Below are 24,251 nucleotides of genomic sequence, written 5' to 3'. Positions count from 1 at the left end.
AGCGGATCAGCTACCTTTCCACCAAACATTTGTTAGGTGACTGCTTGGTCAGGAAAGGTAGCAGCCGATGGAGCTGGACGGGAGGGTCGCCGTCGTCACCGGCGGCACACGGGGGGTCGGCGCGGGCATCGCGCGGGCCTTCCTCGGGGCGGGGGCGCGGGTCGTCGTCTGCGCGCGCCGGCCACCGGACGAGCCGGTCGAGGCGGCGGGCCGGGCGGCCGACTTCGTCCCCCTGGACCTGCGGGACCGCGCGGCGGTCGCCGGCTTCTTCGCGGGTGTCGGCGAGCGGTACGGGCGGCTCGACGTCCTGGTCAACAACGCGGGCGGGACGCCGTACCGGCTGCTGGGGGAGGGGGAGGCCGAACGGCACGCGCGGGTCGTCGAGTTGAACCTGACCGCCCCGCTCACGGTCTCGCTCGCCGCCCACGGGCTGCTGGCGGCCTCGCGCGGTTCGGTCGTCATGATCGGCAGCGTGAGCGGGACCCGGCCGTCGCCGGGCACGGCCGCGTACGGCGCCGCGAAGGCCGGCCTGGAGAACCTCGCGCGGTCGATGGCCGTCGAGTGGGCCCCGGACGTCCGGGTGAACACCCTGGTCCTCGGGATGGTCCGGACCGAACTCTCCCATCTGCACTACGGGGACGAGGACGGGATCGAGGCCGTCGCCCGGACCGTGCCGCTCGGCCGGCTGGCAGAGCCCTCGGACGTGGGGGAGGCGGCCGTCTTCCTCGCCTCCGACCGGGCCGGGTACGTCTCGGGGGCCGCCCTGCTGGTGCACGGGGGCGGCGAGCGCCCCGCGTTCCTGGATGCCGCGACTGTCAACAAGGAGAGCTGAGATGGGACTGTGTGACGACCGGGTCGTGATCGTGACGGGCGCGGGACGAGGTCTGGGGCGTGCGCACGCGCGGGCCTTCGCCGCCGAGGGGGCGAAGGTCGTCGTCAACGACCTGGGGGTGGGGCTCGACGGCTCCGCCGGGTCCGGGTCACCGGCCGGGCAGGTGGTGGAGGAGATCCGTACGGCGGGCGGGGAGGCCGTCGCGCACGGCGGCGACATCGCCACGGAGGAGGGCGCGGCCTCGCTGGTGGCCGCCGCGCTCGACGCCTTCGGGCGCCTTGACACGCTGGTCAACAACGCCGGCTTCCTGCGGGACCGGATGCTGGTGAACCTCGGCGAGGACGACTGGGACGCGGTGATGCGCGTCCATGTGAAGGGCCACTTCCTGCCGCTGCGGCACGCGGCCGCGTACTGGCGGGCGGAGGCGAAGGCGGGGCGCGAACCGGTGGCGCGGGTCGTCAACACGACGTCCGGGGCGGGGCTGCTCGGCAGTGTCGGGCAGGGGAACTACGCGGCGGCGAAGGCCGGGATCGTCGGTCTGACGCTGGTCGCGGCGGCGGAGATGGTCCGTTACGGCGTCCAGGTCAACGCGATCGCCCCGGCGGCCAGGACCCGGATGACGCAGCAGGCCTTCGCGGACCTGGAGGGCGCGCCGGAGGACGTCTCCCCGCTGGTGGTCTGGCTCGGCTCGGCGTCCTCGGCGGGCGTCACGGGCCGCGTCTTCGAGGCGGAGGCCGGTCGCATCACGGTCATGGAGGGCTGGCGCCCGGGCCCGACGGCCGACAAGGGCGCGCGCTGGACCCCGGCGGAGGCGGGCGAGGTCGCCCTGAAGCTCCTCGCGGCGGCGGAGCCCCCGGGGGCGGTGTACGGCGCGCGCGGTTGAGCGGGGGCCCTGGAAAGGGGGCCGCCCAAGGAATCCCGCCCTGCGGCCGAGGGGCGCACACACCGTCCCCACAAGGCGCGGAAGAAGTTAACGTCCGGAGAATTGAAGGGAGTTGGGCTGTTCGACTCTCTTCTACGCGCGTCATCATCGAGCCATGAGGATCCCCCCACGCATCACTGTCATCGGCGGCGCGGCCGCCCTCGTCTCGAGCCTCCTCCTCGGCGTCCCGGCCACCGCGGCCGTCGCGCCGGCCTCCGCCGCCCCGGCCGCGTCCGCGTTCTCGGCCGCCGCCGTCGGCGACATCTGCTACTCCGACCTCCCCTCCCAGGCCCACGACACCCTCCGCCTGATCGACCGCGGCGGGCCCTTCCCGTACTCCCAGGACGGCAGCGTCTTCCAGAACCGGGAGAGGCTGCTGCCGGCCCGGTCCACCGGCTACTACCACGAGTACACGGTCAAGACCCCGGGCTCCTCCACCCGCGGCGCCCGTCGCATCGTGACGGGTGAGGCGCACCAGGAGGACTACTACACCGCCGACCACTACCGCTCGTTCGACCTCGTCGACCACGGCTGCTGAGCCGGGCGAGTCCATCAGCCCCCGGTCCGCGGCCGGACCTTCCCCCACCCGGCCGGCCGCGGACCGGGCACGCGCACATACGGGACGGCCGTTGGGCTGTCCGTAACCCCGTGGTCATCCACGGCTGCGATGACCGAGGAGCAGGCGCGCGCCTTCGAGGCCCACCCGGGCGCCGCCGACGCCGTCGCCGTACGCCGCTGGGACGAGCAGGCCAAGGACCCGGACATGCCGACCCCCGGCTTCGACCACTTCCGGCCCTTGCTGACCCGGCTGCTCCGGGTGTCCTGAACCGCACATGCCTCCACCCGGGGCCCGGCCCCGGGTGGAGACATGAGTACGTCCGTACGTCAGGCGCCGAGCCTGCGGCCCAGCGCGCTCGTCGCCGTCGAACTCTGCATCGTGAACGCCACCGTCCCCGGCAGATAGCGGTCCTGCGACCACTCCACCGGCGTACCCGCCGGGTCCGTGGAGTGCCGCCGCTCCCGCAACAGCGACTCCCCGACCCGGCAGCCCAGCAGCTCCGCGTCGTCGGCGTCGGCGGGCACCAGGTCGATGGTGTGCCGGGCGTCGGCGAACAGCACGCCGTGCAGCTCCAGTTGCTCCGAGTGCGAGACCGTGTCCAGCGGCATCCGGGCCACCAGCTCCCCGATCCGCTCCGGATACGTCGTCCGCTCCACCATCACCGGCGCGCCCGCCAGCGTCCGCAGCCGGCGCACCCGGTAGACCGGCGCACCCTCCTCGACGCGCAGCTTCTCCGCCTCCTCCGCGTCCGCCGGCACCCGGTCGACCGCCACGATCCGGCCCCCCGGCTCCTCGCCGAGGGAGCGCGCCCAGCGGGTGAACGAGCGCAGCTCACCGAAGCTGTGCAGCCGGGGGCCGCCGAGGACCACCCGCCGCGAGCCGCGCCGCGAGGTGATCAGGCCGTCGGTGCGCAGCGCGGCCAGCGCCTGGCGGACCGTACCCCGGGAGACGCCGTAGCGGCGGGCCAGTTCGTCCTCCGCCGGAAGCTTCGCCCCCGAACCGTACTCACCCGCCGTGATGGCGGTCCGCAGATCCGCGGCGACCTTCAGATACAGCGGCGTCCTGCCCCGTTCCTCACTCACACGCCCACCCTGCCACGCACGCGGCTCACCCGACCAGGGAGTTCAGCAGCTCGGGGTCGACCTCGGTCAACGAGGCGGCCAGCGTGACGCCTTCGGTCCCGGCGAAGTCCACCAGCGGCTCCGTCGACGGCACCGCGAGCACCCGGCAACCCGCGGCGACGGCCGAGGTGACGCCCGTCGCGCTGTCCTCCACCGCCACGCACCGCGCGGGTTCGGCGCCGAGCGCGACGGCCGCCGCCAGATACGGATCGGGCTCGGGCTTCGTCCGTACGGTGTCCTCGGCGCCGAACAGCGCGTCGAACCGGTGCCCGTCCAGGGTGCTCGCCACTTGGGCGACGACCGCCCGCGGCGAGGCCGAGACGAGCGCCGTCGGCACCCGGCGCTCACGCAGCGCCGCGAGCAGCCGCAGCGCGCCGGGACGGGGAGCCGCCGCCACCGCGAGCCGGGCGGCGAAGTCCGCGCCCAGCTCGGCGGCCAACTCCTCGGCCGTGACGGCCAGATACGCGTGCAGCAGCTCCGCCGTGTCCTCGACCGACCGGCCCGTCACCGCCGAACGCCGCTCGGCGTCCAGCACACGGCCACGGCGTACGGCGGCGGACTCCACGACGTCGAGCCAGACGCCCTCGGTGTCGACGAGCGTGCCGTCCATGTCGAAGAGGACCGCCTGCAGCCGCGTCATGCCGCGCCCCCCGATGCGCCCAGGAGCACGGGCCGGGGCTGCGGCCGGACGGAGACGGCCGTGCCCGGGGTCAGACCGGCCGCCGCGTGCGTCGGGACGTCCGCCTTGACGTCCGTACCGTCCGGCAGGGCGATCCGCAGCCGGGTCGTCGGGCCGTGGAACGAGGCGGTGGTGACGTGGGCGGACCCGCCCGCCGTGACCTCCAGGGCCTCCGGCCGCAGCAGGACGCGTACGTCTCCCGTCCGCCCGTCCGGTTCCCGGACCGGCAGCGTCACGCCCAGCACCTCCACCTGGCCGCCGCCGTCGACGGCCCGGCCCGGCACCCGGTTCATGGTGCCGATGAACTCCGCGACGAAGTCCGTCGCGGGCCGCTCGTACAACTCGGTCGGAGTGGCGCACTGTTCGAGCCGGCCGCCGTTCATCACCGCGACCCGGTCGGCCATCGACAGCGCCTCCTCCTGGTCGTGCGTGACGAAGACCGTGGTGATGCCCAGCTCCAGCTGAAGCCGGCGGATCTCCTCCCGCAGCGTCACCCGCACCCGCGCGTCGAGCGCCGACAGCGGCTCGTCGAGCAGCAGCAGCCGGGGACGCAGCGCCAGCGCGCGGGCGAGCGCGACCCGCTGCTGCTGACCGCCGGAGAGCTGGTGCGGGAAGCGGTCGCCGTGGCCGGCGAGCCCCACCAGGTCGAGCAGTTCGGCGGCGCGGGCGCGCCGCTCGGCGCCCCGCACCTTGCGCATCCTCAGCCCGAACGCCACGTTGTCGGCGGCCGTGAGGTGCGGGAAGAGGCTGTACGACTGGAACACCATCGCCGTGTCACGGCGGTTGGCGGGCACCGGCACGATGTCCTCGCCGTCCAGCAGTACCTGACCCTCGTCGGGGCGCTCGAAGCCGGCGAGCACGCGCAACGCGGTCGTCTTGCCGCAGCCGGACGGCCCGAGCAGGGCGAGGAGTTCACCGGGCGCGACGTCGAGGTCGAGCCCGTCGAGCGCGACGGCGGAGCCGAACGTGCGGCGCAGTCCGCGCAGTTGGAGCGCCGTTCCCGTGCGGGCGGGTGCTTCGGCGACGGTCTTCGTCGTCATCGTGAGGTCTTTCCGTGTGAAGTGCGGGGAGCGCGGCGGCGGTTGCCCAGCGTGGTCAGCGCGAGCAGCAGCACCCAGGTGAGCAGCAGGCTCAGGAGCGACACCGCCACCGAGAGGCGGGCATCGGAGCCGGACGCCTGCACGATCCACACCGCGAAGGGCTGGAAGCCGAGCAGCGAGGCGACCGTGAACTCGCCGAGCACCAGCGCCAGCGTCAGGAACGAGGCGTTCAGGAGCGCGCCGCGCAGATTGGGCAGCACGGCCGAGACCAGCGCCCGGGGCCAGGACGCCCCGCAGTCCCGGGCGGCCTCGACCAGCATGCGTACGTCGACCGAGCGCAGCCCCGCGTCGAGGGAGCGGTGGACGAACGGCAGCGCCATCACGGCGTACGCGAGGACGAGCACGAACGGGAACGACGGGTTCTGCACGGCCACGAAGGTCTGGTACAGCGGGGTCGTCGACAGCTTCTCCGGACCCCAGCGCAGCACGGTCCCGAGGCCGGCGGTCAGCGCCACCGGCGGCACCACCAGCGGCAGCGTGCACACGACCTCCAGGACCGGCCGCAGCCGGGGCGCGGAGAGCCGGGCCGCGACCGCCGCCGGGATGGTGACGAGCAGGACGAGCGCGACGGTCGCCGCCGCGAGCCCCAGCGACAGCAGCAGACTGCCCGTGAAGCCGGGAGCGGCGAAGATCCGCGTGTACGAGGAGAGGGTGAGCCCCTGCCCGGGGATGTCCAGGGTGAACACGGCCGACGCGAGCAGTGGCACCAGGAAGTAGACCCCCGCGAGAAGGAGGACGACCGGACGTCCTAGGCGAGCCATCGGGTGCTCCTTCGCTGGAGGGGGAGGTGGACGGCCATCACGAGCGCCGCGACCACGACCATGTCGAGGCTCAGTGCGAGCGCCACGTTCTCCTGGCCGACCAGGACGTTGCCGGAGAGCGCGTCCGCGATCTGCAGGGTGACCAGCGGCACGGAGCTGCCGACCATCGCCGCCGCCGTCGCGTACGCGGCGAACGCGCTGCCGAAGAGCAGCACGAAGCCGCCGAGCAGGGACGGCAGCAGCACCGGGATGCCGACATGGCGCCAGTACTGCCAGGTCGTCGCGCCGTTGTCGTGGGCCGCCTCGCGCCACTGGACGCGCAGCCCGTCGAGCGCGGGTGCCACGGTCAGCACCATCAGCGGGACCAGGAAGTACAGGTAGGTCAGGGCGAGGCCCCAGAACCCGTACAGCGACCAGCCGTGGTCGTCCAGGCCGAGCTTGGTGGTGAGCACGCCCGCGTTGCCGAGGGTGGCGACGAAGGCGAAGGCGAGCGGGACGCCGCCGAAGTTCGCGAGCACCCCTGAGGCGGTGAGCACGGCCTCGCGCAGCGCCCGTCCGCGCGAGGAGACCACCGCCTGGGCCAGGAACAGCCCGAAGACCGTGCCCGCGGCGGCGGTGAGCGCGGAGAGCTCGACGCTGCCGAGCAGCGCGGTGGCGTACGCGCCGCCCAGGGACCGCGACACGTTGTCGAGGCCGTACCCGCCGTCGGTGACGGTGAAGGCACCGTCGGCCATGGCGAGCGCGGGGAGCCCGAAGGCCAACGCCACGAGGAGGAGCAGCGGGAGGGCGGCGAGCCAGCCGAGGGACCGCCGCCCGCGTGCCGCCCGTGTGGGGCGCGGGGCGGGAGCCGGGGCCGTGGCGGAGCCGTCGGTCATGGGGGAACCGGCGGCTCCGGCGGTCCCGGCGATCTCGGCGTTCCCGGCGGCCAGGTCGTCGGCCGGGCCGGGCCCCGCCGGGGCGGCCGGGCGCGCGGTGGGCGCGCCGACTGCCCCGGACGAGGTGGTGGAGGAGTGCGGAGTCATCGAGGCGTCACCCGGAGACGGCCGCGGCCCAGCCCTGCGCCAGGGTCTCCTTGGCCTTGGCGGTCTGCTGCTCGGTGGGGAACTTCGGGGTGCCCGCGACCTTCGGCAGCGCCGCGGCGGCCGTCTTGTCGAGGGTGCCGTCGGCCTCCATGGCCGGCATCAGGACGGGCCGGGCGTGACCCTTGAGCCACAGGTTCTGTCCCTCGGCGCTGTACAGGTACTCCTGCCACAGCCGGGCGGCCGCCGGGTGCGGGGCGTCCTTGTTGATGGCCTGCGAGTAGAACTGGGCGTAGACGCCGTCCGTGGGCACGGAGACCTTCCAGTCGATGCCCTTGGACGCGAACTGCTCGGCGTAACCGGAGTTCAGGTAGTCCCAGTCGATCGAGATGGGCGTCTCGCCCTTCTCGATCGTGGCGGGGGTCGACTCGACGGGGTTGTAGTTGCCGTTCTTCTTCAGCTTGCCGAAGAAGTCGATGCCCGGCTGGATGTCGTCGAACGAGCCGCCGTTCGCGAGCGCCGCCGCGTAGACGCCGCCGAAGGCCGAGCCGGACTTGGTCGGGTTGCCGTTGAGGGCGACCTTGCCCTTGTACTCGGGCTTGAGCAGGTCGGCGAAGGTCTGCGGGCAGACCTTGACGCGCTTGGCGTCGCAGCCGATGGAGACGTAGCCGCCGTAGTCGTTGAACCAGCGGCCCTCGGCGTCACGCTGCGTCTCGGGGATCTTGCCGAAGGCGGCGACCTTGTACGGGGCGGTCAGACCCTGCTCGCCGGCGGCCTGCGCGAAGGAGGCGCCGAGGTCGAGCACGTCGGGGGCGCGGTCCTGTCCCTTACGGGACTTCACCGCGTTGATCTCGTCCTGGCTGGAGCCGTCGGGGTTCTCGACGTTCACCTTGATGCCGTACTTCGCGGTGAAGCCGTCGATGATCGCGCCGTAGTTCGCCCAGTCGCGCGGGATGGCGATCGCGTTGAGCGTGCCCTCCTTCTTCGCGGCGGCGACCAGGGCGTCCATGCCGCCGGCCTCGGTGGCGGAGGTCGCGGTGGCGAGGTTCTTCCCGTCGGCGCCTGCGGCGCCCTTCGTGGGGGCGGCGCCGCAGGCGGTGAGCGACAGGGCGGTCAGACCGAGGGCGCCGAGCAGGACGGCGGCGCGGGCAGGGGAGGTCACGCGTACTCCATGGGGAAGGGGAGCGGGGCCAAGATGTATGAACAACTGTTGTCCATACAACTCCTGCATTACGGGGTGTCACGATGACCCCTCGGTGAACGCGAGACGAAGCCCGCCCTGCGATTCCCGGGCGGAACGGGTTACCGACGAGTTGGCGGCCGCGGCGGCCGCCACGGCGACGGGCGGGCGCCGCGCGAGGACGGCGCCGTCGACGGCCTGCACGCGGCAGCCAGGGTGGGGGAGGCCCGTCCGGCACCGGGCGCGACCATCGGCCCCGCGACGGCGTTCGCGTGGGTGGAGGTCAACGGCATCGCGGGGCCGTCCACTCGAGCCGGTTCCTGACCCGGGGGTCCTTGATGTACTCGACGGCGGCGAGCGCGGTGTCCCGGGCGGTGCCCTCGGGGTCCCCGTCGGCGAGGATCCCCGCCAACACCTCGACCGCGCGCGGATCCTGACGCATCGCGAGCCCCCGGGCGGCCTCGGCCGCGGTGTCCTCGTCGTCGTCCGCGAGCCGCGCCGCGAGCGCCTCCCGCAGGACGGGGGTGTCCTCGGGCACCTCCGCGAGCGCGAGCGTCGCCCAGTCCCGTACCCCGTGGTCGTGGTCCCGGCTCAGCGCGACCAGCGTCGCAACGGCCACCGGGTCCCCGGCGGGCACCGGCCCGGTCAGCGCGCACCCGAGGGCCCGCCGCACCTCGACGTCCGGGTGCGCGGCAAGCCCCAGCAGTTCGGGCAGCGCCTCCGGTTCCCCGTACTGCCCGAGCGCGACGACGACCGAGAGGGCGGGCTCACGCCCCGTGCCCCGGGCGGCCTCCGCCGCCAGGTGGCGCAGTATCGGAAGGCCCCGGGGCGTGAAGCGGCCGAGGGCGCCCAGGACGCGGGCGCCGAGGGCGCGGCGCAGCGGGTCCGTACTCGCGCACCACGCCGACGCGGCCCGGAAGGACTCCTCGTCGTCACGCGCGCCCAGCGCCCGGACCGCCTCCTTCCAGTCGTCCAGCTCCGGGTCCCCGCACCGCAGGGCCCGCCCGGCGAGCTCCTCGGGCGGAACCCGTACACCCAGCGCGCTCTCCAGGAGCGTGGCGATCGCCGCGTGCCCGGTCTGCTGCTCGTTCCCCCTGCTCGGCGCCCCGTCCGCGCGCAGTACGTCGACGACGACGGTCACCCCGCCGTCCTCGCGCACGCGCCGCACGACGACGTCGGGCCGGGCCCCGGCCGCCGCCCCCGAGCCGTCGTCCCCGCCCGCCCCGAGCAGGCCGCGTCGCAGTTCGTCCTCGATGTCCACGCCGATCCAGCGCCGTGCCTCGCGCAGCGCGTCCTCGGCCGGGCCCGCGCCGAACTCCAGGAGCGCCCGCACGCTCGGGGTCGAGCCGCGGCGCGCCGCCGCCACCAGCGGCGGCAGGCCGTCCGGGCCCGGACGGCTCGGCGCGGCGCCGTGTTCGAGCAGGATCCGTACCGTCTCCGCGTGCCCCAGCCGCACCGCCCAGTCCAGGGCCGTGAACCCGTACGCCTCCACCTGGTCCGCCGCCGCCCCCGCGGCCAGCAGCGCCCGCACCACCTCCGCGTGCCCGCCGCAGGCCGCCCCGCACAGCGGCAGGTCCCCCGCCTTCTCGCCGCTGCCCCGCGCGGGATCCGCCCCGGCGGCCAGCAGGAGCCGGACGATCCCCGGCTCGTTCGCGACGGCCGCCCGGTACAGCACGGTCTCCCCGTCCTCCGCGTCGGTCGTCTCGGGGGAGACCCCGGCCCGCAGGGCCCGCACCACGGCGTCGGCCCCTTCGTGCAATGCGTCGAAGAGCGTGCTCATGCAGGGACCTTCACCCGCCGGACCCGTACGACGCAAATGAGTTGAACGCCCCGGTCGCGCCCCTTACGCGTCGCACTCCAGGACCGTCCCGCACACCCCGCACCTGGCACGGACCCGTCGCCCCGCCGGCACCCGCAGGCGCTGCCGGCACACCGGGCACGGGAAGGAGACCCGGGCCGAGGCCCCGCTGCCCTCGAAGGCGTACGGAGCGTCCGCCGCCGCCCGCCCGTAGCGGCGGTCCTTCGCGTACCGGTGCCGCGCCGCCCACCCGGCCGCCGCCAGCGGGGGCCGCCGGGCGTCCCGCGCCGCCTCCTCGCGCCCCCGGGTCCACGCCTCGTACGCCCGCGGACTGGTGAACCACGGCGAGGGATCCTCCCCGAACACCTCCGCCCGCTTGGCCAGCACGTACCCGAACTCCTCCGGCGTCAGGTACCCCAGCTTCTGGCTGGACATCCCGTCCTCCCGGAACGCGTCGAGCAGCAGCCAGCCTGCCCCCAGATAGGCGGTCACCACATCGGTGAGGATCTCGTTGTCCCGGGTGCCGGGGAAGCCGAGATCGAGGCGGTGCAACAGCACGTGGGTGATCTCATGGGCGAGCGCGGCGCCCACGTCCCTGCGGTGGTCGCGGAAGCGGTCGTTCAGCTCGATGAAGTACTCGGGGCCCTCCGCCAGTTCCACGGCCGCCGCGTGCTCCATCTGACGGAAGCTCACGATCACCCGCGCCTCCGGCAGCCGCAGATGGTGCACCAGGGCCTTCGCCACCCGCTGCGCACCGAGGTGGAGGTCGTCCTCGTCGGAGAAGGCGACGGCCGCCGGGAGCACGCTCGCCGCGTACTGCCGTACCCCGTCCGCCGAGAGCCGACGGTACAGCGCGGTGATCGAGGCACGGACCGTGGCGAGGTGCGGGAACCCGTGGACCACGGGGTCGGCTCCGCTTCCGTTCGGCACGCGGCACCCCCTTTCCACCCCCACTGTACGAGTCCCCGCGGCGCCACGATTCTGGCCGAAATCGCGCCCTTGTGGCCCCCTGCGGGGGCTGTCCATAATCCGGACCAAGCCTTGACGCGCACATGCCATCAAGGCCAACCCCCCATGAAAGGCAGACACTTGATGAAGAACAAGTTCGTCCGCGCCCTCCAGAGAATCGCCGCGGCCGGCGCCGTCGTCCTCGCCGCCGTCAGCCTCCAGCCCTCCACCACCGCCTCCGCCGCGCCCGCCCCGGTCGTCGGCGGAACCCGCGCCGCCCAGGGCGAGTTCCCCTGGATGGTCCGGCTCTCCATGGGCTGTGGCGGCTCGATGCTGACCCCGCAGATCGTCCTCACCGCCGCCCACTGCGTGAGCGGCTCCGGCAACAACACCAGCATCACCGCCACCGTCGGAGTCGTGGACCTGAACTCCTCCGCCGCGATCAAGGTCCGCTCCACCAAGGTCCTCCAGGCCCCCGGCTACAACGGCAGCGGCAAGGACTGGGCCCTGATCAAGCTGGCCTCGCCGATCACCTCGGTGCCCACCCTCAAGATCGCCGAAACGACCGCGTACAACAGCGGCACGTTCACCGTCGCCGGCTGGGGCGCCGCCCGCGAGGGCGGCGCGCAGCAGCGCTACCTGCTCAAGGCGACCGTCCCGTTCGTCTCCGACACCGAGTGCAAGAAGGCCTACGGCAGCGACCTCATCGCGGGTGAGGAGATCTGCGCCGGCTACCCGCAGGGCGGCGTCGACACCTGCCAGGGTGACTCCGGCGGCCCGATGTTCCGCCGCGACAACGCCGGTGCCTGGATCCAGGTCGGCATCGTGAGCTGGGGCCAGGGCTGCGCACGCCCGAACTACCCCGGCGTGTACACCGAGGTCTCCACCTTCGCCGCGCAGATCAAGTCCGCGGCGGCGAGCCTCTAGTACGACCGGAAGGAGCGGGTACGGGACGCCGCCCCGTACCCGCTCCTTCCGTACGACCCTCCCGTACGACCCCTCTACTACGAGACCTCCCGTACGGCTCCTCCCGTACGGCGCCTCTGCTACGCGACCCCTCCGTACGGCTTCTCCCGTACCGCTCCTCACACGAGTCGCACCGACTCCGCCGCCCCGCCCTCCAGTTCGAGGGCCCACACCTCGTTGGCGCCTTCCCGGAGCACCGGGCCCGGTACGAACAGCGAGTCCTGCGGGCCGACACTCCAGTACCGGCCCAGGCAGAAACCGTTCACCCATACGAAGCCCCGCGTCCCGCCCGGCAGCGACAGCGCCGCGTCCCCCGGGCCGGCCACCTCCACCACGGCCCGGTACAGCCCCGGACCCGGCAGCGCTCCACCGGGCCCGGCGGCCGCCGCCACCTCCCCGGGCGCCGCCACCGCCCGGAACGGCACCTTCGCGACCGCCTCCGTCTCGAACGCGTCCACCCGCAGTCCCCGGGCCCGTACCCCGTGCACGTACTGTCGCTCGTGCCGGACCCCGCCCGTGATCCCCTTCGGCTCCGCCTGCCGAGGCCCGTAGTTGACCCGCCCCAGCGACTCCACCCACAGCTCCACCACCGCAGGGCCCGCCACCGGCTCCGGCAGCGCCTCGTCCTCCTGAGCCAGCACCCCCGCCCGCACCCCGTCCACGTACACCACCGCGCGGTCCCGCAGACCGGTCACGACCAGCGGATACGGCTGCCGTGGCCCGGGAACCTCCAGCCGGTACCGCACCAGACCCCGGTCCACGCCCAGCTCCTCGAACGTCGGCGGCACCGGCGACACCGACTCCTCGTCCCCCAGAACCTCCAGGACCTCCGCGAGCGGCGCCCACTCCGCCAGGCCCGCCTCCACCGGCCCCGCGATCCGCGCCGGCGGTTCCGGCACCTCCGGCAGCGGCCCCTCCGCGTACTCCGCCAGCACCTCGCGGAACCGCCAGAACTTCTCCGTCGGCAGCCCCGCCTCGTCGACCGGGGCGTCGTAGTCGTACGAGGTGACCGTCGGCCGCAACGCACCCTCGTGCGCCTCACCGGACCGGTTCGCCCCCGCCCAGCCCGCGAAGTTCGTCCCCCCGTGCGCCATGTAGACGTTCACCGACGCCCCGCACTCCAGGATCTCCCGCAGCGCCGCCGCCGCGTCCCCCGCGTCCCGTACGGAATGCTCCGTACCCCAGTGGTCGAACCAACCGCACCAGAACTCCATGCACATCAACGGCCCCGACGGCCGGTGCCGCCGCAGTACCGCGAACGCCTCCCGCGCGCCCGAGCCGAAGTTCGCCGTCGCCAGCACCCCCGGCACCGAACCGCCCGTCAGCATGTGGTCCTCCGGGCCGTCCGAGGTGAACAGCGGCACCTCCACCCCGCAGTCGAGCAGCAGATCCGCGACCCGCCGCAGATACGCCTGGTCCGAGCCGTAACTCCCGTACTCGTTCTCCACCTGGACCATCACCACCGGTCCGCCCCGGCCGATCTGCCGCTCCACCACCTGCGGCAGCAACCGGCGGAACCACCGCTCCACATGCCCCAGATACTCCGCGTCGTCCGTCCGCACCCGCCGCCCGAGCCGCCCCGTCAGCCAGTGCGGCAGCCCGCCGTTCTCCCACTCGGCGCAGATGTACGGACCCGGCCGCACGATCGCCCACATCCCGGCCGCCGCCACCGCGTCCAGGAACCGCCCCAGCGCCCCCACGTCCCCGTACCGGCCCGGCCGCGGCTCGTACAGATTCCACGGCACGTACGTCTCCACACACGTCAGGCCCATCGCCCGGAGCATCCCCAGCCGATGACCCCACTGCTCCTCGTGCACCCGGAAGTAGTGCAGCGCCCCCGACAGCAGCCGCACCGGCCGGCCGTCCAGAAGAAAATCCTCGTCACCCACAGCGAACGTGCTCATGGCCTCACCTTCGCCCTCTGGCGGCGGAGGGGTCCATGGACAAAGATCGTCGCTGTTTGGACGGAAGACGAGAGAGCGGTTGACGGACGAGGCGTCGCAGGAAAGGCAGGAAACGGCCGATGTACCACACCTGGATGCGTTACTTCACGCCCAGCCCGGTCCACCACCGCCTCGGGCTCGTCTGCCTGGGCGTCGGACTCCAGCACGGCACCCTGCCCACCGTCGGCCCCCGCACCCTCGACCACCACGTGGCCGTCGTCGTCAGCGCCGGCGGCGGCTGGTACCGGGGCCCCGACGGCCGCCGCACCGCCATCACCGCCCCCGCCCTGATCTGGCTCACCCCCGGCGTGCCCCACCACTACTCCGCCGACCCCGACACCGGCTGGGACGAGGCCTTCGTCGACTTCGCCGGACCCGCCACCACCACCTACACGGAACTCGGCTACATCGAACCCGACCGCCCCGTCGTCCCCCTCTCCGACGCCGCCGCCCCCCGCGCCGCCATCGGCCGCATCGCCCGCGCCGCCCGCCGCGGCAACCCCCTCCTCGAAGTCGAGACCGGCGCCGCCGTCCACGAACTCCTCGTCGCCCTGCGCCGCGCCCGCGCCGACACCAACGCCGACGGCGACCCCGTCCTCACCACCCTCGCCCGCGACGCCTTCCAACCCCTGTCCGTCGCCGAACACGCCGCCCGGCACGGCATGACCCAGGCCGAACTCCGTACCGCAGTCCGCCGCGCCGCAGGCTGCAGCCCCAAGGACTACCTGCTCACCATCCGCCTCGGCCGCGCCAAGGAACTCCTCGCCGCCACCGAACTGCCCGTCGCCGCCGTCGCCCGCCGCGTCGGCTACGACGACCCCGCCTACTTCTCCCGGCTCTTCACCCGCCGCGTCGGCACCGCCCCCGTCCGCTTCCGCGAACAGCAGGGCAGGGCCGTCCCCGGCGGCTGGAGCAACCGGATCCCGGATCCCGAACACCCACCGACGATCGCCACCCGACCCGTCTAAGCTCGCTGCTCATGAGTGAGATCGACGAGTCCGTCACCGCGGAACTGACCCGGCTGCGCGAAAGCATCGACAACATCGACGCGGCGGTCGTCCACATGCTCGCCGAACGTTTCAAGTGCACCCAGCAGGTCGGCGTCCTCAAGGCCCGCCACCAGCTGCCGCCCGCCGACCCGGCGCGCGAGGCCCGCCAGATCGCCCGGCTGCGGGAACTCGCCGAGAGCGCGAAACTGGACCCGGCGTTCGCCGAGAAACTCCTGAACTTCATCATCGCCGAGGTCATCCGCCACCACGAGACCATCGCGGACGGAGCACAGCCATGAACCGCGTCACCGTCTTCACCCTCGGCGGCACCATCTCGGCCCGAGGCGGCGACGCCACCCGCCTGACGGGAACGGAGGTCCTCGCGGGCCTTGGCTTCGGGGGAGCCGGGGCAGCTGGGGGAGTAGAGCCGGCTGGGGCAGCCGGGGCAGCTGGCGGACCCGGGCCGGCAGGGGTAGGTGGGCCGGCTGGGGGCGCCGGGGCAGCTGGGGGACCCGGGCCGGTTGGGGGAGCCGGGGGCGCCGGCGGGATGGCGGACGCCGGGGCCACACGGGGTGCGACGGGCGCACCCGCCCCCCTCCCTGCCGACCTCGACGTCGAACTGCGCGACTTCCGCCGCCTCCCCAGCTCCTCCCTCACCTACGAGGACCTCGCCGCCCTCGCCCACGAGGTCCGCGAGACCGTCGCCACCGGCTCCGGCGTCGTCGTCGTGCAGGGCACCGACACCCTGGAGGAGACCGCCTTCCTCCTCGACCTGCTCTGCGAGACACCCCGGCCCGTCGTCGTCACCGGCGCCATGCGCCGCCCCGACCTGCCCGGCGCCGACGGCCCCGCCAACCTCGCCGCCGCGATCACCGTCGCCGCCGACCCCGGCTGCGCGGGCCTCGGCGTCCTCGTCGTCCTCGCCGACGAGATCCACGCCGCCCGCCTCGCCCGTAAGACCCACACCACGTCCGTCACCACCTTCGCCTCCCCGGGCGCCGGACCGCTCGGCACCGTCGTCGAGGGCGAGCCCCGCATCCTCCTCCGCCCCGCCGTCACCAGCGCCATCCACCCCCTCCGCTTCGACCCGGCCGTACGGATCGCCCTCGTCAACCTCTCCCTCGGCGACCGAGGCGAACTCCTCGAAGGCATCGACTCCCGTTACGACGGCCTCGTCCTCGCCGCCTTCGGCGCCGGCCACGCCCCCGCCTGGCTCGTCGACCCCCTGGAACGGCTCGCCACCCGCATCCCCGTCGTCCTCGCCTCCCGCACCGGCGCCGGCGCGACCCTCACCCGCACCTACCGAGGCCCCGGCTCCGAGTACGACCTCCTGCACCGCGGCCTCATCCCCGCCGGCCCCCTCGACCCCGCCAAGGCGCGCCTCCTCCTCCACGCCCTGCTCTCCACCGGCGCCAAGAGCCCCACCGGCTACGACCGCCCCGGCATCACCGCCGCCTTCGCCCACGTCACCGGCACCGGCCGCGCCTGAAGCCGAGGGGGGGGTGACACACCGGGACACGACGCCCGACCCCACTTCCAAGCCGACGCCGCCCCCACCCGGACCCGTCCCACCCGACCCGCTCCCACCGGACCCGCCCCACCGGGCCCACTCCCACCCGGACCCGTCCCACCGGACCCGTCCCGCCCGGCACCGCCCCACCGGGCCCACTCCCACCCGGAGCCGCTCCCACCCGGAGCCGCTCCCACCCGGACCCGTCCCACCGGACCCGTCCCGCCCGGCACCGCCCCACCGGGCCCACTCCCACCCGGAGCCGCTCCCACCCGGACCCGCCCCACTCCCACCCGACCCCACTCCCACCGGGGGCCGTTCCCACCCGGGCCCCCTTCCATCCGACCCCCGGGCCTGGCAACCCCACCCCCCCGCCGCTGAGCTCTCAGCGGAACCCCCGTGCCCCACCCCCACCCCATCGGGCAGCATGGGCCACATGCCCGTACTGACGCGCGACGAAGCGCAGACCCGTGCCCAGCTCCTCGACGTCCAGCACTACACGGTCGACCTCGACCTCACCACCGGCGACGAGACCTTCGCATCCACAAGCGTCATCCGGTTCACCGCCCGGGACGCCGGTGACACCTTCGTCGAGCTGAAGCCCGTCACGCTCCACTCCGCCACCCTGGACGGCACCCCCCTCGACCCGGCCACGCTCGCCGACAACCGCCTCCCCCTCAGCCTCACCCAGGGCGAGCACGAGCTCCGCGTCGTCACGACCATGCGCTACAGCCGCACCGGCGAGGGCATGCACCGCTTCACCGACCCCACCGACGGCGAGGCGTACGTCTACACCCAGCTCTTCATGGAGGACGTCCAGCGCGTCTTCGCCGCCTTCGACCAGCCCGACCTCAAGGCCGTCTTCGAGATCGGAGTCAAGGCCCCCGACGGGTGGACCGTCCTCTCCAACGGCATCACCGAGCAGCAGCCCGACGGCCACTGGCAGGCCGCCCCCACCCCGCTGCTCTCCACCTACTTCGTCTGCGTGGCCGCCGGCCCCTGGCACTCCGTCCGCACCGAACACGCCGGACTGCCCTTCGCCATCCACTGCCGCCGCTCCCTCGCCCCCCACCTCGACGCCGACGCCGACGAGATCCTCGACATCACCAAGGCCTGCTTCGACCGCTTCCACGAGAAGTTCGACGAGCCTTACCCCTTCGACTCGTACGACCAGGCCTTCGTACCCGAGTTCAACGCGGGCGCCATGGAGAACCCCGGACTCGTCACCTTCCGCGACGAGTTCGTCTACCGCTCCGCCGTCACCGTCACCGAACGCCAGACCCGCGCCATGGTCATCGCCCACGAGATGGCCCACATGTGGTTCGGCGACCTCGTCACCCTGCGCTGGTGGGACGACATCTGGCTCAACGAGTCCTTCGCCGAGTACATGGGCTACCAGACCGTCAACGAAGCCTGCTCCGACCGCTTCCCCGACACCTGGATCGACTTCGGCATCGAGCGCAAGGCCTGGGGTTACGACGCCGACCAGCGCCCCTCCACCCACCCCGTCGCCCCCGACCCCGACGCCGTCCCCGACACCGCCTCCGCACTCCTCAACTTCGACGGCATCTCCTACGCCAAGGGCGCCTCCGCCCTGCGTCAACTCGTCGCCTGGATGGGGGAGAAGGACTTCCTCGCCGGCATCAACACCCACTTCAAGCGGCACCGGTTCGGCAACGCCACCCTCGCCGACTTCATCGACAACCTCGCCTCCGCCACCGACCGCGACGTCCACGCCTGGGCCGACCAGTGGCTGCGCACCACCGGCGTCGACACCCTCACCGCCGAACTCGGCGGCGACGAGACCCGCACCACCCTCACCGTCCACCACCACGGCAGCCGCCCCCACCGCGTCGCCGTCGGCGTGTACGACCGCGACCTCGTCGACGGCCGCCGCCTCGTCCCGCGCGAACGCCTGGAGATCGACGTCCCCCAGACCGCGCCCCTGGACCTGCCCGGCCCGCGCCCCGCGCTCGTCGTCCTCAACGAAGGCGACCTCACCTACGCCAAGGTCCGCCTGGACGACACCTCCCTGGAGACCGCCCTGCGCGGCCTCTCCGGCATCCCCGACGCCCTCACCCGTGCCGTCGTCTGGAACACCCTCCGCGACATGGTCCGCGACGGCGAACTGGACCCCGGCACCTACCTGACCACGGCCGAGACCCACCTTGCCGAGGAGACGGACCTCGCCATCGTGCAGGGAGTCCTCGCCTTCGCCCGCACCCAGATCGCCGACCGCTACATCTCCCTCGACGAGCGCCCCGCGGCACTCGCGCAGCTCACCTCCCTGGCCCGCACCCTCATCCGCCACACCGAGGACGGCGACGCCCCCGGACTGCGCCTCACCGCCGTCCGTACGTTCATCAGCAGCGCCACCCAGCCCGACGCCATCGCCGGCTGGCTCGCCGACGGAACCGTCCCCGGCGGCCCCGAGATCGACCCGGAACTGCGCTGGCGCATCCTCGCCCGGCTCGCCGTCCTCGGCGCCGTCGACGAGCCCGCCATCGCCGCCGAACTCGACCGCGACCCGAGCGCCACGGGCCAGGAGGGCGCCGCCCGCTGCCGCGCCGCCCTGCCCACCCCGGAGGCGAAGGCGGCCGCCTGGTCCCGCCTCTTCGACACCGACGACCTCTCCAACTACCTCTTCACGGCCACGGCCCAGGGCTTCTGGCAGCCCGAACAGGCCGACCTGGTACGGGAGTACGTCCCTCGCTTCTACCCGGCGGCCACCGCCCTCAGCGCCCGCCGAGGCCCGGCCATCGCCGAAGCAGCCGGCCGCCACGCCTTCCCGGCGTACGCGATCGACCAGGACTCCCTGACCCTGGGCGAATCCCACCTCACCGACCCGGCCCTCACCCCCGCCCTCCACCGCAAACTCACCGACCAACTGGCCGACCTCCACCGAGCCCTGAACATCCGCAAGGCGTAAGGACCCGGGCGTGCACCACGGGGGCGGGGCCTTGTCCAGGCCCCGTCCCCCGTTCGGGTTGCTCCGCCGGCATCGCCGGACAAACCCAGAAAACCCCCGGCAAGCTCTGGCCCATGCGTGCCGAGCCCACCCCGCCACCCCTCGCGACCGACGCCGCCGCCCTGCGCCCCCTCCTGGAGACCGCCGTCACCGCCCTCCACGAGGGCGCGGCCGCACGCGGCGGCCCGATCCCGCCCGGCGGCCCGGACCACGTCACCGCCCGCGTGCGCGAGGCCCTCGGAGAGCCGCTCCCACCCCACGGCACGGACCCCTCCGCCGCCCTCCACACCCTCACCCGCGCCCTCGCGGAAGGCGCCGCCGACCCCTCCCACCCCCTCTGCGCCGCCCACCTCCACACCCCACCCCTCGCCCTCGCCGCCGCCGCGGACCTGGCCGCCTCCGTCCTCAACCCCTCCATGGACTCCTGGGACCAGGCCCCCGCGGCCTCCGCCCTGGAAGCCCTGGTCACGGAGGCCCTGGCCACCGAGGTGTACCCAGGCACCCCCCAAGCCCATCCCACCCCCCAAGCCCGTCCCACCCCACAAGCCCCATCCACCCCCACCGCTCCATCCACCCCCAGCGCCTCATCCACCCCCAGCGCCTCATCCACCCCCAGCGCCTCACCCACCCCCAGCGCCTCACCCACCCCCAGCGCCCTCGTCACCACCGGCGGTACCGAGGCCAACCAGCTCGCCCTCCTCCTCGCCCGCGAGCGACACGGCCCCGGCCATACCGTCCAGACCGTCGTCGGCGCCAACGCCCACCACTCCTTCCGCCGCGCCGCCTGGCTCCTCGGCCTCCCCGAGCCGGTCACCGTGCCCACTCCCAACGGCACCCTCGACCCCGTCGCCCTCCACGAGGCCCTCACCGACCTCCACGGCCACGGCTCCCTCCTCGTCGCCGCCACCGCCGGCACCACCGACACCGGCCGCATCGACCCCCTCCCCGAGATCGCCGACCTCTGCGACGCCCACCACGCCGACCTCCACGTCGACGCCGCCTACGGCGGCCCCCTCCTCTTCAGCGACACCCACCGCCACCTCCTCACCGGCCTGGAGCGCGCCCGCACCGTCACCCTCGACCTGCACAAACTCGGCTGGCAGCCCGTCGCCGCCGGACTCCTCGCCGTACGCGACGCCCGAGACCTCACCGCCCTCTCCCACACCGCCGACTACCTCAACGCACCCGACGACACCGAAGCCGGCCTCCCCGACCTCCTCGGCCGCTCCCTCCGCACCACCCGCCGCCCCGACATCCTCAAGATCGCCGTCACGATGCGCGCGCTCGGCCGCAGCGGACTCGGGGCCCTCGTCGATCAGGTCTGCGCCCTCGCCCACCACCTCGCCGACCTCGTCGAGAAAACCCCCACCCTCCAGCTCTACGAGCGCCCCACCCTCACCACCGTCCTCTTCCGCCCCACCGACGCCGACGACACCACCGTCGCCGCCATCCGCCGCACCCTCCTCACCGAAGGCCGCGCCGTCCTCGGCCGCGCCCACGAGGACGGCCGGCTCTGGCTCAAAGTCACCCTCCTCAACCCCCACGCCACCCCCGGCGACCTCCAGCACCTCCTCGACCTCGTGAACCTCGCGGAAGGCAGCACCGACCGATGACCGGCAGCACCCCCCCACGCCCCCGCCACTCCCCACACGACCCCGACCAGCCCCACGACCTGGTCGGCATCGGCATCGGCCCCTTCAACCTCTCCCTCGCCGCCCTCGCCCACGGCGTCCCCGGCGGCCTCGCCACCGCCTTCTACGAGCAGAGCCCCGCCTTCCACTGGCACCCCGGCCTCCTCATCGAAGGCGCGACCCTTCAAGTCCCCTTCCTCGCCGACCTCGTCACCCTGGCCGACCCCACCAGCCCCTGGTCCTTCCTCAACTACCTCCGCACCCGCGACCGCCTCTACCCCTTCTACTTCGCCGAGAGGTTCCACACCCAGCGCGCCGAGTACGACGCCTACTGCCGCTGGGTCAGCGACCAGCTCCCCGGCCTGCACTTCGCCCACCAGGTCGACTCCGTCCGCTGGAACCCCGAACGCGCCCTCTTCGAAGTCGACTTCACCCAACTCGACGCCGACGGCGAAGCCGAAGCCCTCGGCCGCGCCTACACCCGCAACGTCGCCCTCGGCGTCGGCACCGAACCGTACGTACCCGAACCCCTCAGACCACTCGCCGACGCCCCCCACGTCCCCGTCATCCACTCCGCCGACTACCTCCACCACCGTGAACGGCTCCTCGCCGCCGAACACGTCACCGTCATCGGCTCAGGACAGTCCGGCGCCGAGATCTTCCTCGACCTCCTCCGCGCCCGCCCCGCCGGAGCCGAGAAGATCCACTGGCTCGCCCGGACCGAAGCCTTCGCCCCCATGGAGTACTCCAAGCTCGGCCTGGAACACTTCACCCCCGACTACACCCGCTACTTCCACTCCCTTTCCGAACCCACCCGCAACGAACTCGTGCCCCGTCAATGGCAGTTGCACAAAGGCATCGACGCCGACACGATCGCCGCCATCCACGACGAGCTCTACCGACGCACCCTCCACGGCGGCTGGCCCGACGCCGTCCTCACCCCCGGAGTCCGCGTCCGCACCGCCGGCCGCGTCGCCACCACCAAGGTCGAACTCCACCTGGAACACACCCAGCAGGCCACCCGCACCCGCCTCACCACCGACGCCGTCGTCCTCGCCACCGGCTACCGCGAACGCCCCGTCGACCGCATGCTCGCCGGACTCGACCCCTACCTCCGCCACGACTCCGCCGGACGCGCGAAGATCGACACCGAGTTCCGCCTCGTCCTCGACGAATCGGTCACCGGCTCCGTCTACGTACAGAACGCCGAGAAGCACACCCACGGCGTCGGCGCCCCCGACCTCGGCCTCGCCGCCTGGCGCAGCGCCACGATCCTCAACGCCCTCACCGGCAAAGAGCCCTACCCGCTGCCGCGCCGCACCGCCTTCACCACCTTCGGCCTGGAACGACGAGAGGCGCCACGCATCCCGGCCCAAAGCCAGGAGCTGACGCCTCTCACACAGGACAGCTAGCGGACAAGCAGCGGACTGCTAGAAGACCGGCACACCGTCGCGGGTCAGCTTCCAGTCCACCGACGCGAACTGGCCCGGGTCGATCGAACCCTTCGCCTTCACCCACTGAATGATCGTGTTACGGATCTCGTCCGAATTGGCCCACAGCTGCTTGGCGTTGGCCACGTGCGGGAACGCACCACCGCCACTCGCACGGTAGTTGTTCACCGCCAGCACGAACCGAGCGGCCGGATCGACCGGCTTCCCCTCGAACGCCAGGTTCACGATCCGCGAACCCGCCGGCTTCGCGATGTCGATCTCGTACGACACCCCGTACACGGCGTCGTAGTTGTAGTCCGGCGTCCCGTTCGCGTTCGTCAGCTTCGCCGGATCCACCGGCGCGCCCGCCGGCGTCTGGACGTAGTACCGCGCCGAGAACTCCAGATAGTCCTTCAGCTGCGCACCCGTCAGCAGACGGGCCTCCAGAGTGTTCTCGAACGGGTAGAGCCCGGCCGCGTCCCGGATCGTGACCTGACCGGCCGGGATCGCCGCCGTACGCGAGAAGCAGGACGCCTGTGACAGCACCGGCAGGGCCGCGTACTCGCCACCCGCGAGCGCCGCCTTCACCGTGTCCGCCTGGACGTGGCTGATCAGATCGATGATCGGCTCGTCCTTCCACGGCGCGTCGGCCGTCGCCATCCTCGCCGAGGAGGTGCCGATGACCTGGTTGACGTACGCGACGACCTTCTTGTGCTCGTCCGCCAGCAGCCCGACGATCTCCGGGTCCTCCTCCACCGTGTTGGAGTTCAGCACCTGGGCACCGACCTTCTCCACGACCCAGCGGCCCTTCTCCCACACCAGATCGAAGTCGAAGAGGGTCAGCCGCTGCCCCCACTTCAGCGGCTCGGACAGCACGACGTCCTTGCCGGTCTCCTTGTTCACCACCCGGTACTCGGGTATCTCGGTGTGCGCGTGCCCGACCAGGATCGCGTCGATCCCGGGCACCTGCTCGGCGACCAGACCGGCCGCGTTCTCGATGTGCGGCAGCTGATCACCGTACGACGACGTCCCACTGGAACCACTGTGCGCCGACACGACCACCACGTCGGCGCCCATCGACCGAAGCTTCGGCACCCACTTCGCCGCCTGCTCCTCCAGCCCGGGAAAGACCATCTTGCCGGTGACATTGGCCTTGTCCCAGATGGCGATGCCCGGGTTGGTCAGGCCGAGTACCGCGACCTTCACATCCCGGCCGTGCGGAGTGCGCAGCCGGTGCATGCTGTACGGCGGGAACGCCGGCCGCAGCGTCTTCGCGTCGAGCGCGTTCGCGCCGAGCAGCGGGAAGTCGCACTGCTCCTCGAACTTCCGCAGCACCGGGATGCCGTAGTTGAACTCGTGGTTGCCGAGCGCCGCCGCGTCGTAGCCGATGGCGTTCATCGCCTGCGCCATCGGGTGGACCGGGCCGCCGACCTGCGTGATCGGGTCGACCTTCGCGTAGTAGTACGACAGCTGGGTGCCCTGGATGGTGTCACCGGCGTCGATGAGGAGCGTGTTGCACCTCCCCTTCGCCTCGCGCACCTGGTCGACGAGGGTGGAGATCTTCGCGAGGCCGACGTCGTTGTGCGCCTTGTCGTCGAACTCCTTGTCGGTGAAATAATCCCAGTTGAAGACATTTCCGTGCAGATCGGTCGTGCCCATCACCGTGAAGGAGTACCGCTTGACCGGCCTCGGGCGACCTCCAGCGGCCTGCGCCGGAGCGGCGGCGACCCCGGTGGTGAGGGCAGCTCCGGCCCCGACGGCGACAGAGCTCTCCAGGAACGTCCGACGGTTCAACGGCATGTCATCTCCTTGGTCCAGGCGTCGGCCCACTCGCGCACAACGCGCGTAGATTCTGGCCCAGGAGTTCACGGCCGCAACAGACCTTTCCGATTACG

At 73.0% G+C, this 24,251-nt stretch carries 21 protein-coding genes; 11 read left to right on the top strand and 10 right to left on the bottom strand.

Going from position 1 to position 24,251, the window contains the following annotated elements:
- Nucleotides 1–67: 67 nt before the first annotated feature.
- The 4 genes from ACWF79_RS12630 (at nucleotide 68) to ACWF79_RS12615 (ending at nucleotide 2,580) form a co-directional block, all read left to right on the top strand.
- Nucleotides 68–832: an SDR family oxidoreductase gene (locus tag ACWF79_RS12630; RefSeq protein ID WP_453728065.1), complete on the top strand. Its 765-nt coding sequence runs from the start codon at nucleotides 68–70 to the stop codon at nucleotides 830–832.
- A gap of 1 nt (nucleotide 833) precedes the next feature.
- Nucleotides 834–1,715 carry an SDR family oxidoreductase gene (locus tag ACWF79_RS12625; protein WP_453728064.1) on the top strand — a complete coding sequence of 294 codons (882 nt, stop codon included), beginning with the start codon at nucleotides 834–836 and terminating at the stop codon, nucleotides 1,713–1,715.
- A 154-nt stretch (nucleotides 1,716–1,869) separates the two neighbouring features.
- Nucleotides 1,870–2,292 (top strand): ribonuclease domain-containing protein, encoded by a 423-nt coding sequence (locus ACWF79_RS12620; protein ID WP_453728063.1) that lies wholly within the window; start codon nucleotides 1,870–1,872, stop codon nucleotides 2,290–2,292.
- 129 nt (nucleotides 2,293–2,421) lie between these two features.
- Complete coding sequence (locus ACWF79_RS12615) at nucleotides 2,422–2,580, top strand: hypothetical protein (RefSeq protein ID WP_453728062.1); 159 nt, start codon at nucleotides 2,422–2,424, stop codon at nucleotides 2,578–2,580.
- A gap of 59 nt (nucleotides 2,581–2,639) precedes the next feature.
- Here the strand turns inward: ACWF79_RS12615 and ACWF79_RS12610 are convergent, their stop codons facing one another.
- The 8 genes from ACWF79_RS12610 to ACWF79_RS12575 all read right to left on the bottom strand — a co-directional run bounded on the left by ACWF79_RS12610 (nucleotide 2,640) and on the right by ACWF79_RS12575 (nucleotide 10,901).
- Nucleotides 2,640–3,395: a GntR family transcriptional regulator gene (locus ACWF79_RS12610; RefSeq protein ID WP_453728061.1), complete on the bottom strand. Its 756-nt coding sequence runs from the start codon at nucleotides 3,393–3,395 to the stop codon at nucleotides 2,640–2,642.
- 25 nt (nucleotides 3,396–3,420) lie between these two features.
- A complete protein-coding gene (locus ACWF79_RS12605) occupies nucleotides 3,421–4,074 on the bottom strand; it encodes an HAD family hydrolase (RefSeq protein ID WP_453728060.1) in 654 nt (217 codons plus the stop codon).
- The gene (locus tag ACWF79_RS12600; protein ID WP_453728059.1) at nucleotides 4,071–5,153 is read right to left on the bottom strand and encodes an ABC transporter ATP-binding protein; all 1,083 of its coding nucleotides are present in this window, start codon (nucleotides 5,151–5,153) and stop codon (nucleotides 4,071–4,073) included. The genes ACWF79_RS12605 and ACWF79_RS12600 overlap by 4 nt, the downstream gene beginning before the upstream one ends.
- Nucleotides 5,150–5,974 (bottom strand): ABC transporter permease, encoded by an 825-nt coding sequence (locus ACWF79_RS12595; protein WP_453728058.1) that lies wholly within the window; start codon nucleotides 5,972–5,974, stop codon nucleotides 5,150–5,152. The genes ACWF79_RS12600 and ACWF79_RS12595 overlap by 4 nt, the downstream gene beginning before the upstream one ends.
- Nucleotides 5,962–6,849, bottom strand: coding sequence for an ABC transporter permease (locus ACWF79_RS12590; protein WP_453728109.1), 888 nt, complete (start codon nucleotides 6,847–6,849; stop codon nucleotides 5,962–5,964). The genes ACWF79_RS12595 and ACWF79_RS12590 overlap by 13 nt, the downstream gene beginning before the upstream one ends.
- Nucleotides 6,850–7,003: 154 nt before the next feature.
- Nucleotides 7,004–8,155, bottom strand: coding sequence for an ABC transporter substrate-binding protein (locus tag ACWF79_RS12585; protein ID WP_453728057.1), 1,152 nt, complete (start codon nucleotides 8,153–8,155; stop codon nucleotides 7,004–7,006).
- A gap of 301 nt (nucleotides 8,156–8,456) precedes the next feature.
- Complete coding sequence (locus ACWF79_RS12580; RefSeq protein ID WP_453728056.1) at nucleotides 8,457–9,953, bottom strand: ankyrin repeat domain-containing protein; 1,497 nt, start codon at nucleotides 9,951–9,953, stop codon at nucleotides 8,457–8,459.
- A gap of 63 nt (nucleotides 9,954–10,016) precedes the next feature.
- Entirely contained in the window at nucleotides 10,017–10,901 is an 885-nt protein-coding gene (locus tag ACWF79_RS12575; RefSeq protein WP_453728055.1) for a hypothetical protein, read from the bottom strand.
- A gap of 162 nt (nucleotides 10,902–11,063) precedes the next feature.
- On the opposite strand from ACWF79_RS12575, the gene ACWF79_RS12570 reads away from it, so the two are divergent.
- Nucleotides 11,064–11,846, top strand: coding sequence for a S1 family peptidase (locus ACWF79_RS12570; RefSeq protein ID WP_453728054.1), 783 nt, complete (start codon nucleotides 11,064–11,066; stop codon nucleotides 11,844–11,846).
- Between the two features lie 158 nt (nucleotides 11,847–12,004).
- On the opposite strand, the gene ACWF79_RS12565 is transcribed toward ACWF79_RS12570, so the two are convergent.
- Nucleotides 12,005–13,789: a glycoside hydrolase family 35 protein gene (locus ACWF79_RS12565; protein WP_453728053.1), complete on the bottom strand. Its 1,785-nt coding sequence runs from the start codon at nucleotides 13,787–13,789 to the stop codon at nucleotides 12,005–12,007.
- A gap of 119 nt (nucleotides 13,790–13,908) precedes the next feature.
- Here ACWF79_RS12565 and ACWF79_RS12560 point away from each other — a divergent pair, with 119 nt between their 5' ends.
- The 6 genes from ACWF79_RS12560 to ACWF79_RS12535 all read left to right on the top strand — a co-directional run bounded on the left by ACWF79_RS12560 (nucleotide 13,909) and on the right by ACWF79_RS12535 (nucleotide 22,338).
- Nucleotides 13,909–14,796: an AraC family transcriptional regulator gene (locus tag ACWF79_RS12560; RefSeq protein WP_453728052.1), complete on the top strand. Its 888-nt coding sequence runs from the start codon at nucleotides 13,909–13,911 to the stop codon at nucleotides 14,794–14,796.
- A gap of 11 nt (nucleotides 14,797–14,807) precedes the next feature.
- Nucleotides 14,808–15,116, top strand: a complete 309-nt coding sequence (locus tag ACWF79_RS12555; protein ID WP_453728051.1) for a chorismate mutase — start codon at nucleotides 14,808–14,810, stop codon at nucleotides 15,114–15,116.
- 248 nt (nucleotides 15,117–15,364) lie between these two features.
- Entirely contained in the window at nucleotides 15,365–16,306 is a 942-nt protein-coding gene (locus ACWF79_RS12550) for an asparaginase (protein ID WP_453728050.1), read from the top strand.
- A gap of 457 nt (nucleotides 16,307–16,763) precedes the next feature.
- Nucleotides 16,764–19,256, top strand: coding sequence for an aminopeptidase N (pepN, locus tag ACWF79_RS12545; protein ID WP_453728049.1), 2,493 nt, complete (start codon nucleotides 16,764–16,766; stop codon nucleotides 19,254–19,256).
- A gap of 113 nt (nucleotides 19,257–19,369) precedes the next feature.
- Nucleotides 19,370–20,908 carry a pyridoxal phosphate-dependent decarboxylase family protein gene (locus ACWF79_RS12540; protein WP_453728048.1) on the top strand — a complete coding sequence of 513 codons (1,539 nt, stop codon included), beginning with the start codon at nucleotides 19,370–19,372 and terminating at the stop codon, nucleotides 20,906–20,908.
- Nucleotides 20,905–22,338, top strand: coding sequence for a lysine N(6)-hydroxylase/L-ornithine N(5)-oxygenase family protein (locus tag ACWF79_RS12535; RefSeq protein WP_453728047.1), 1,434 nt, complete (start codon nucleotides 20,905–20,907; stop codon nucleotides 22,336–22,338). Before ACWF79_RS12540 ends, ACWF79_RS12535 begins: the two co-directional genes overlap by 4 nt.
- Before the next feature lie 18 nt (nucleotides 22,339–22,356).
- Here the strand turns inward: ACWF79_RS12535 and ACWF79_RS12530 are convergent, their stop codons facing one another.
- A complete protein-coding gene (locus ACWF79_RS12530; protein ID WP_453728046.1) occupies nucleotides 22,357–24,156 on the bottom strand; it encodes a bifunctional metallophosphatase/5'-nucleotidase in 1,800 nt (599 codons plus the stop codon).
- Nucleotides 24,157–24,251: the final 95 nt, after the last annotated feature.

The sequence above is a fragment of the Streptomyces sp. NPDC054975 genome (assembly GCF_053609105.1).
The sequence above is the reverse complement of the archived record's forward strand: the minus strand, read 5'-3'. Positions and strand labels throughout refer to the sequence as shown.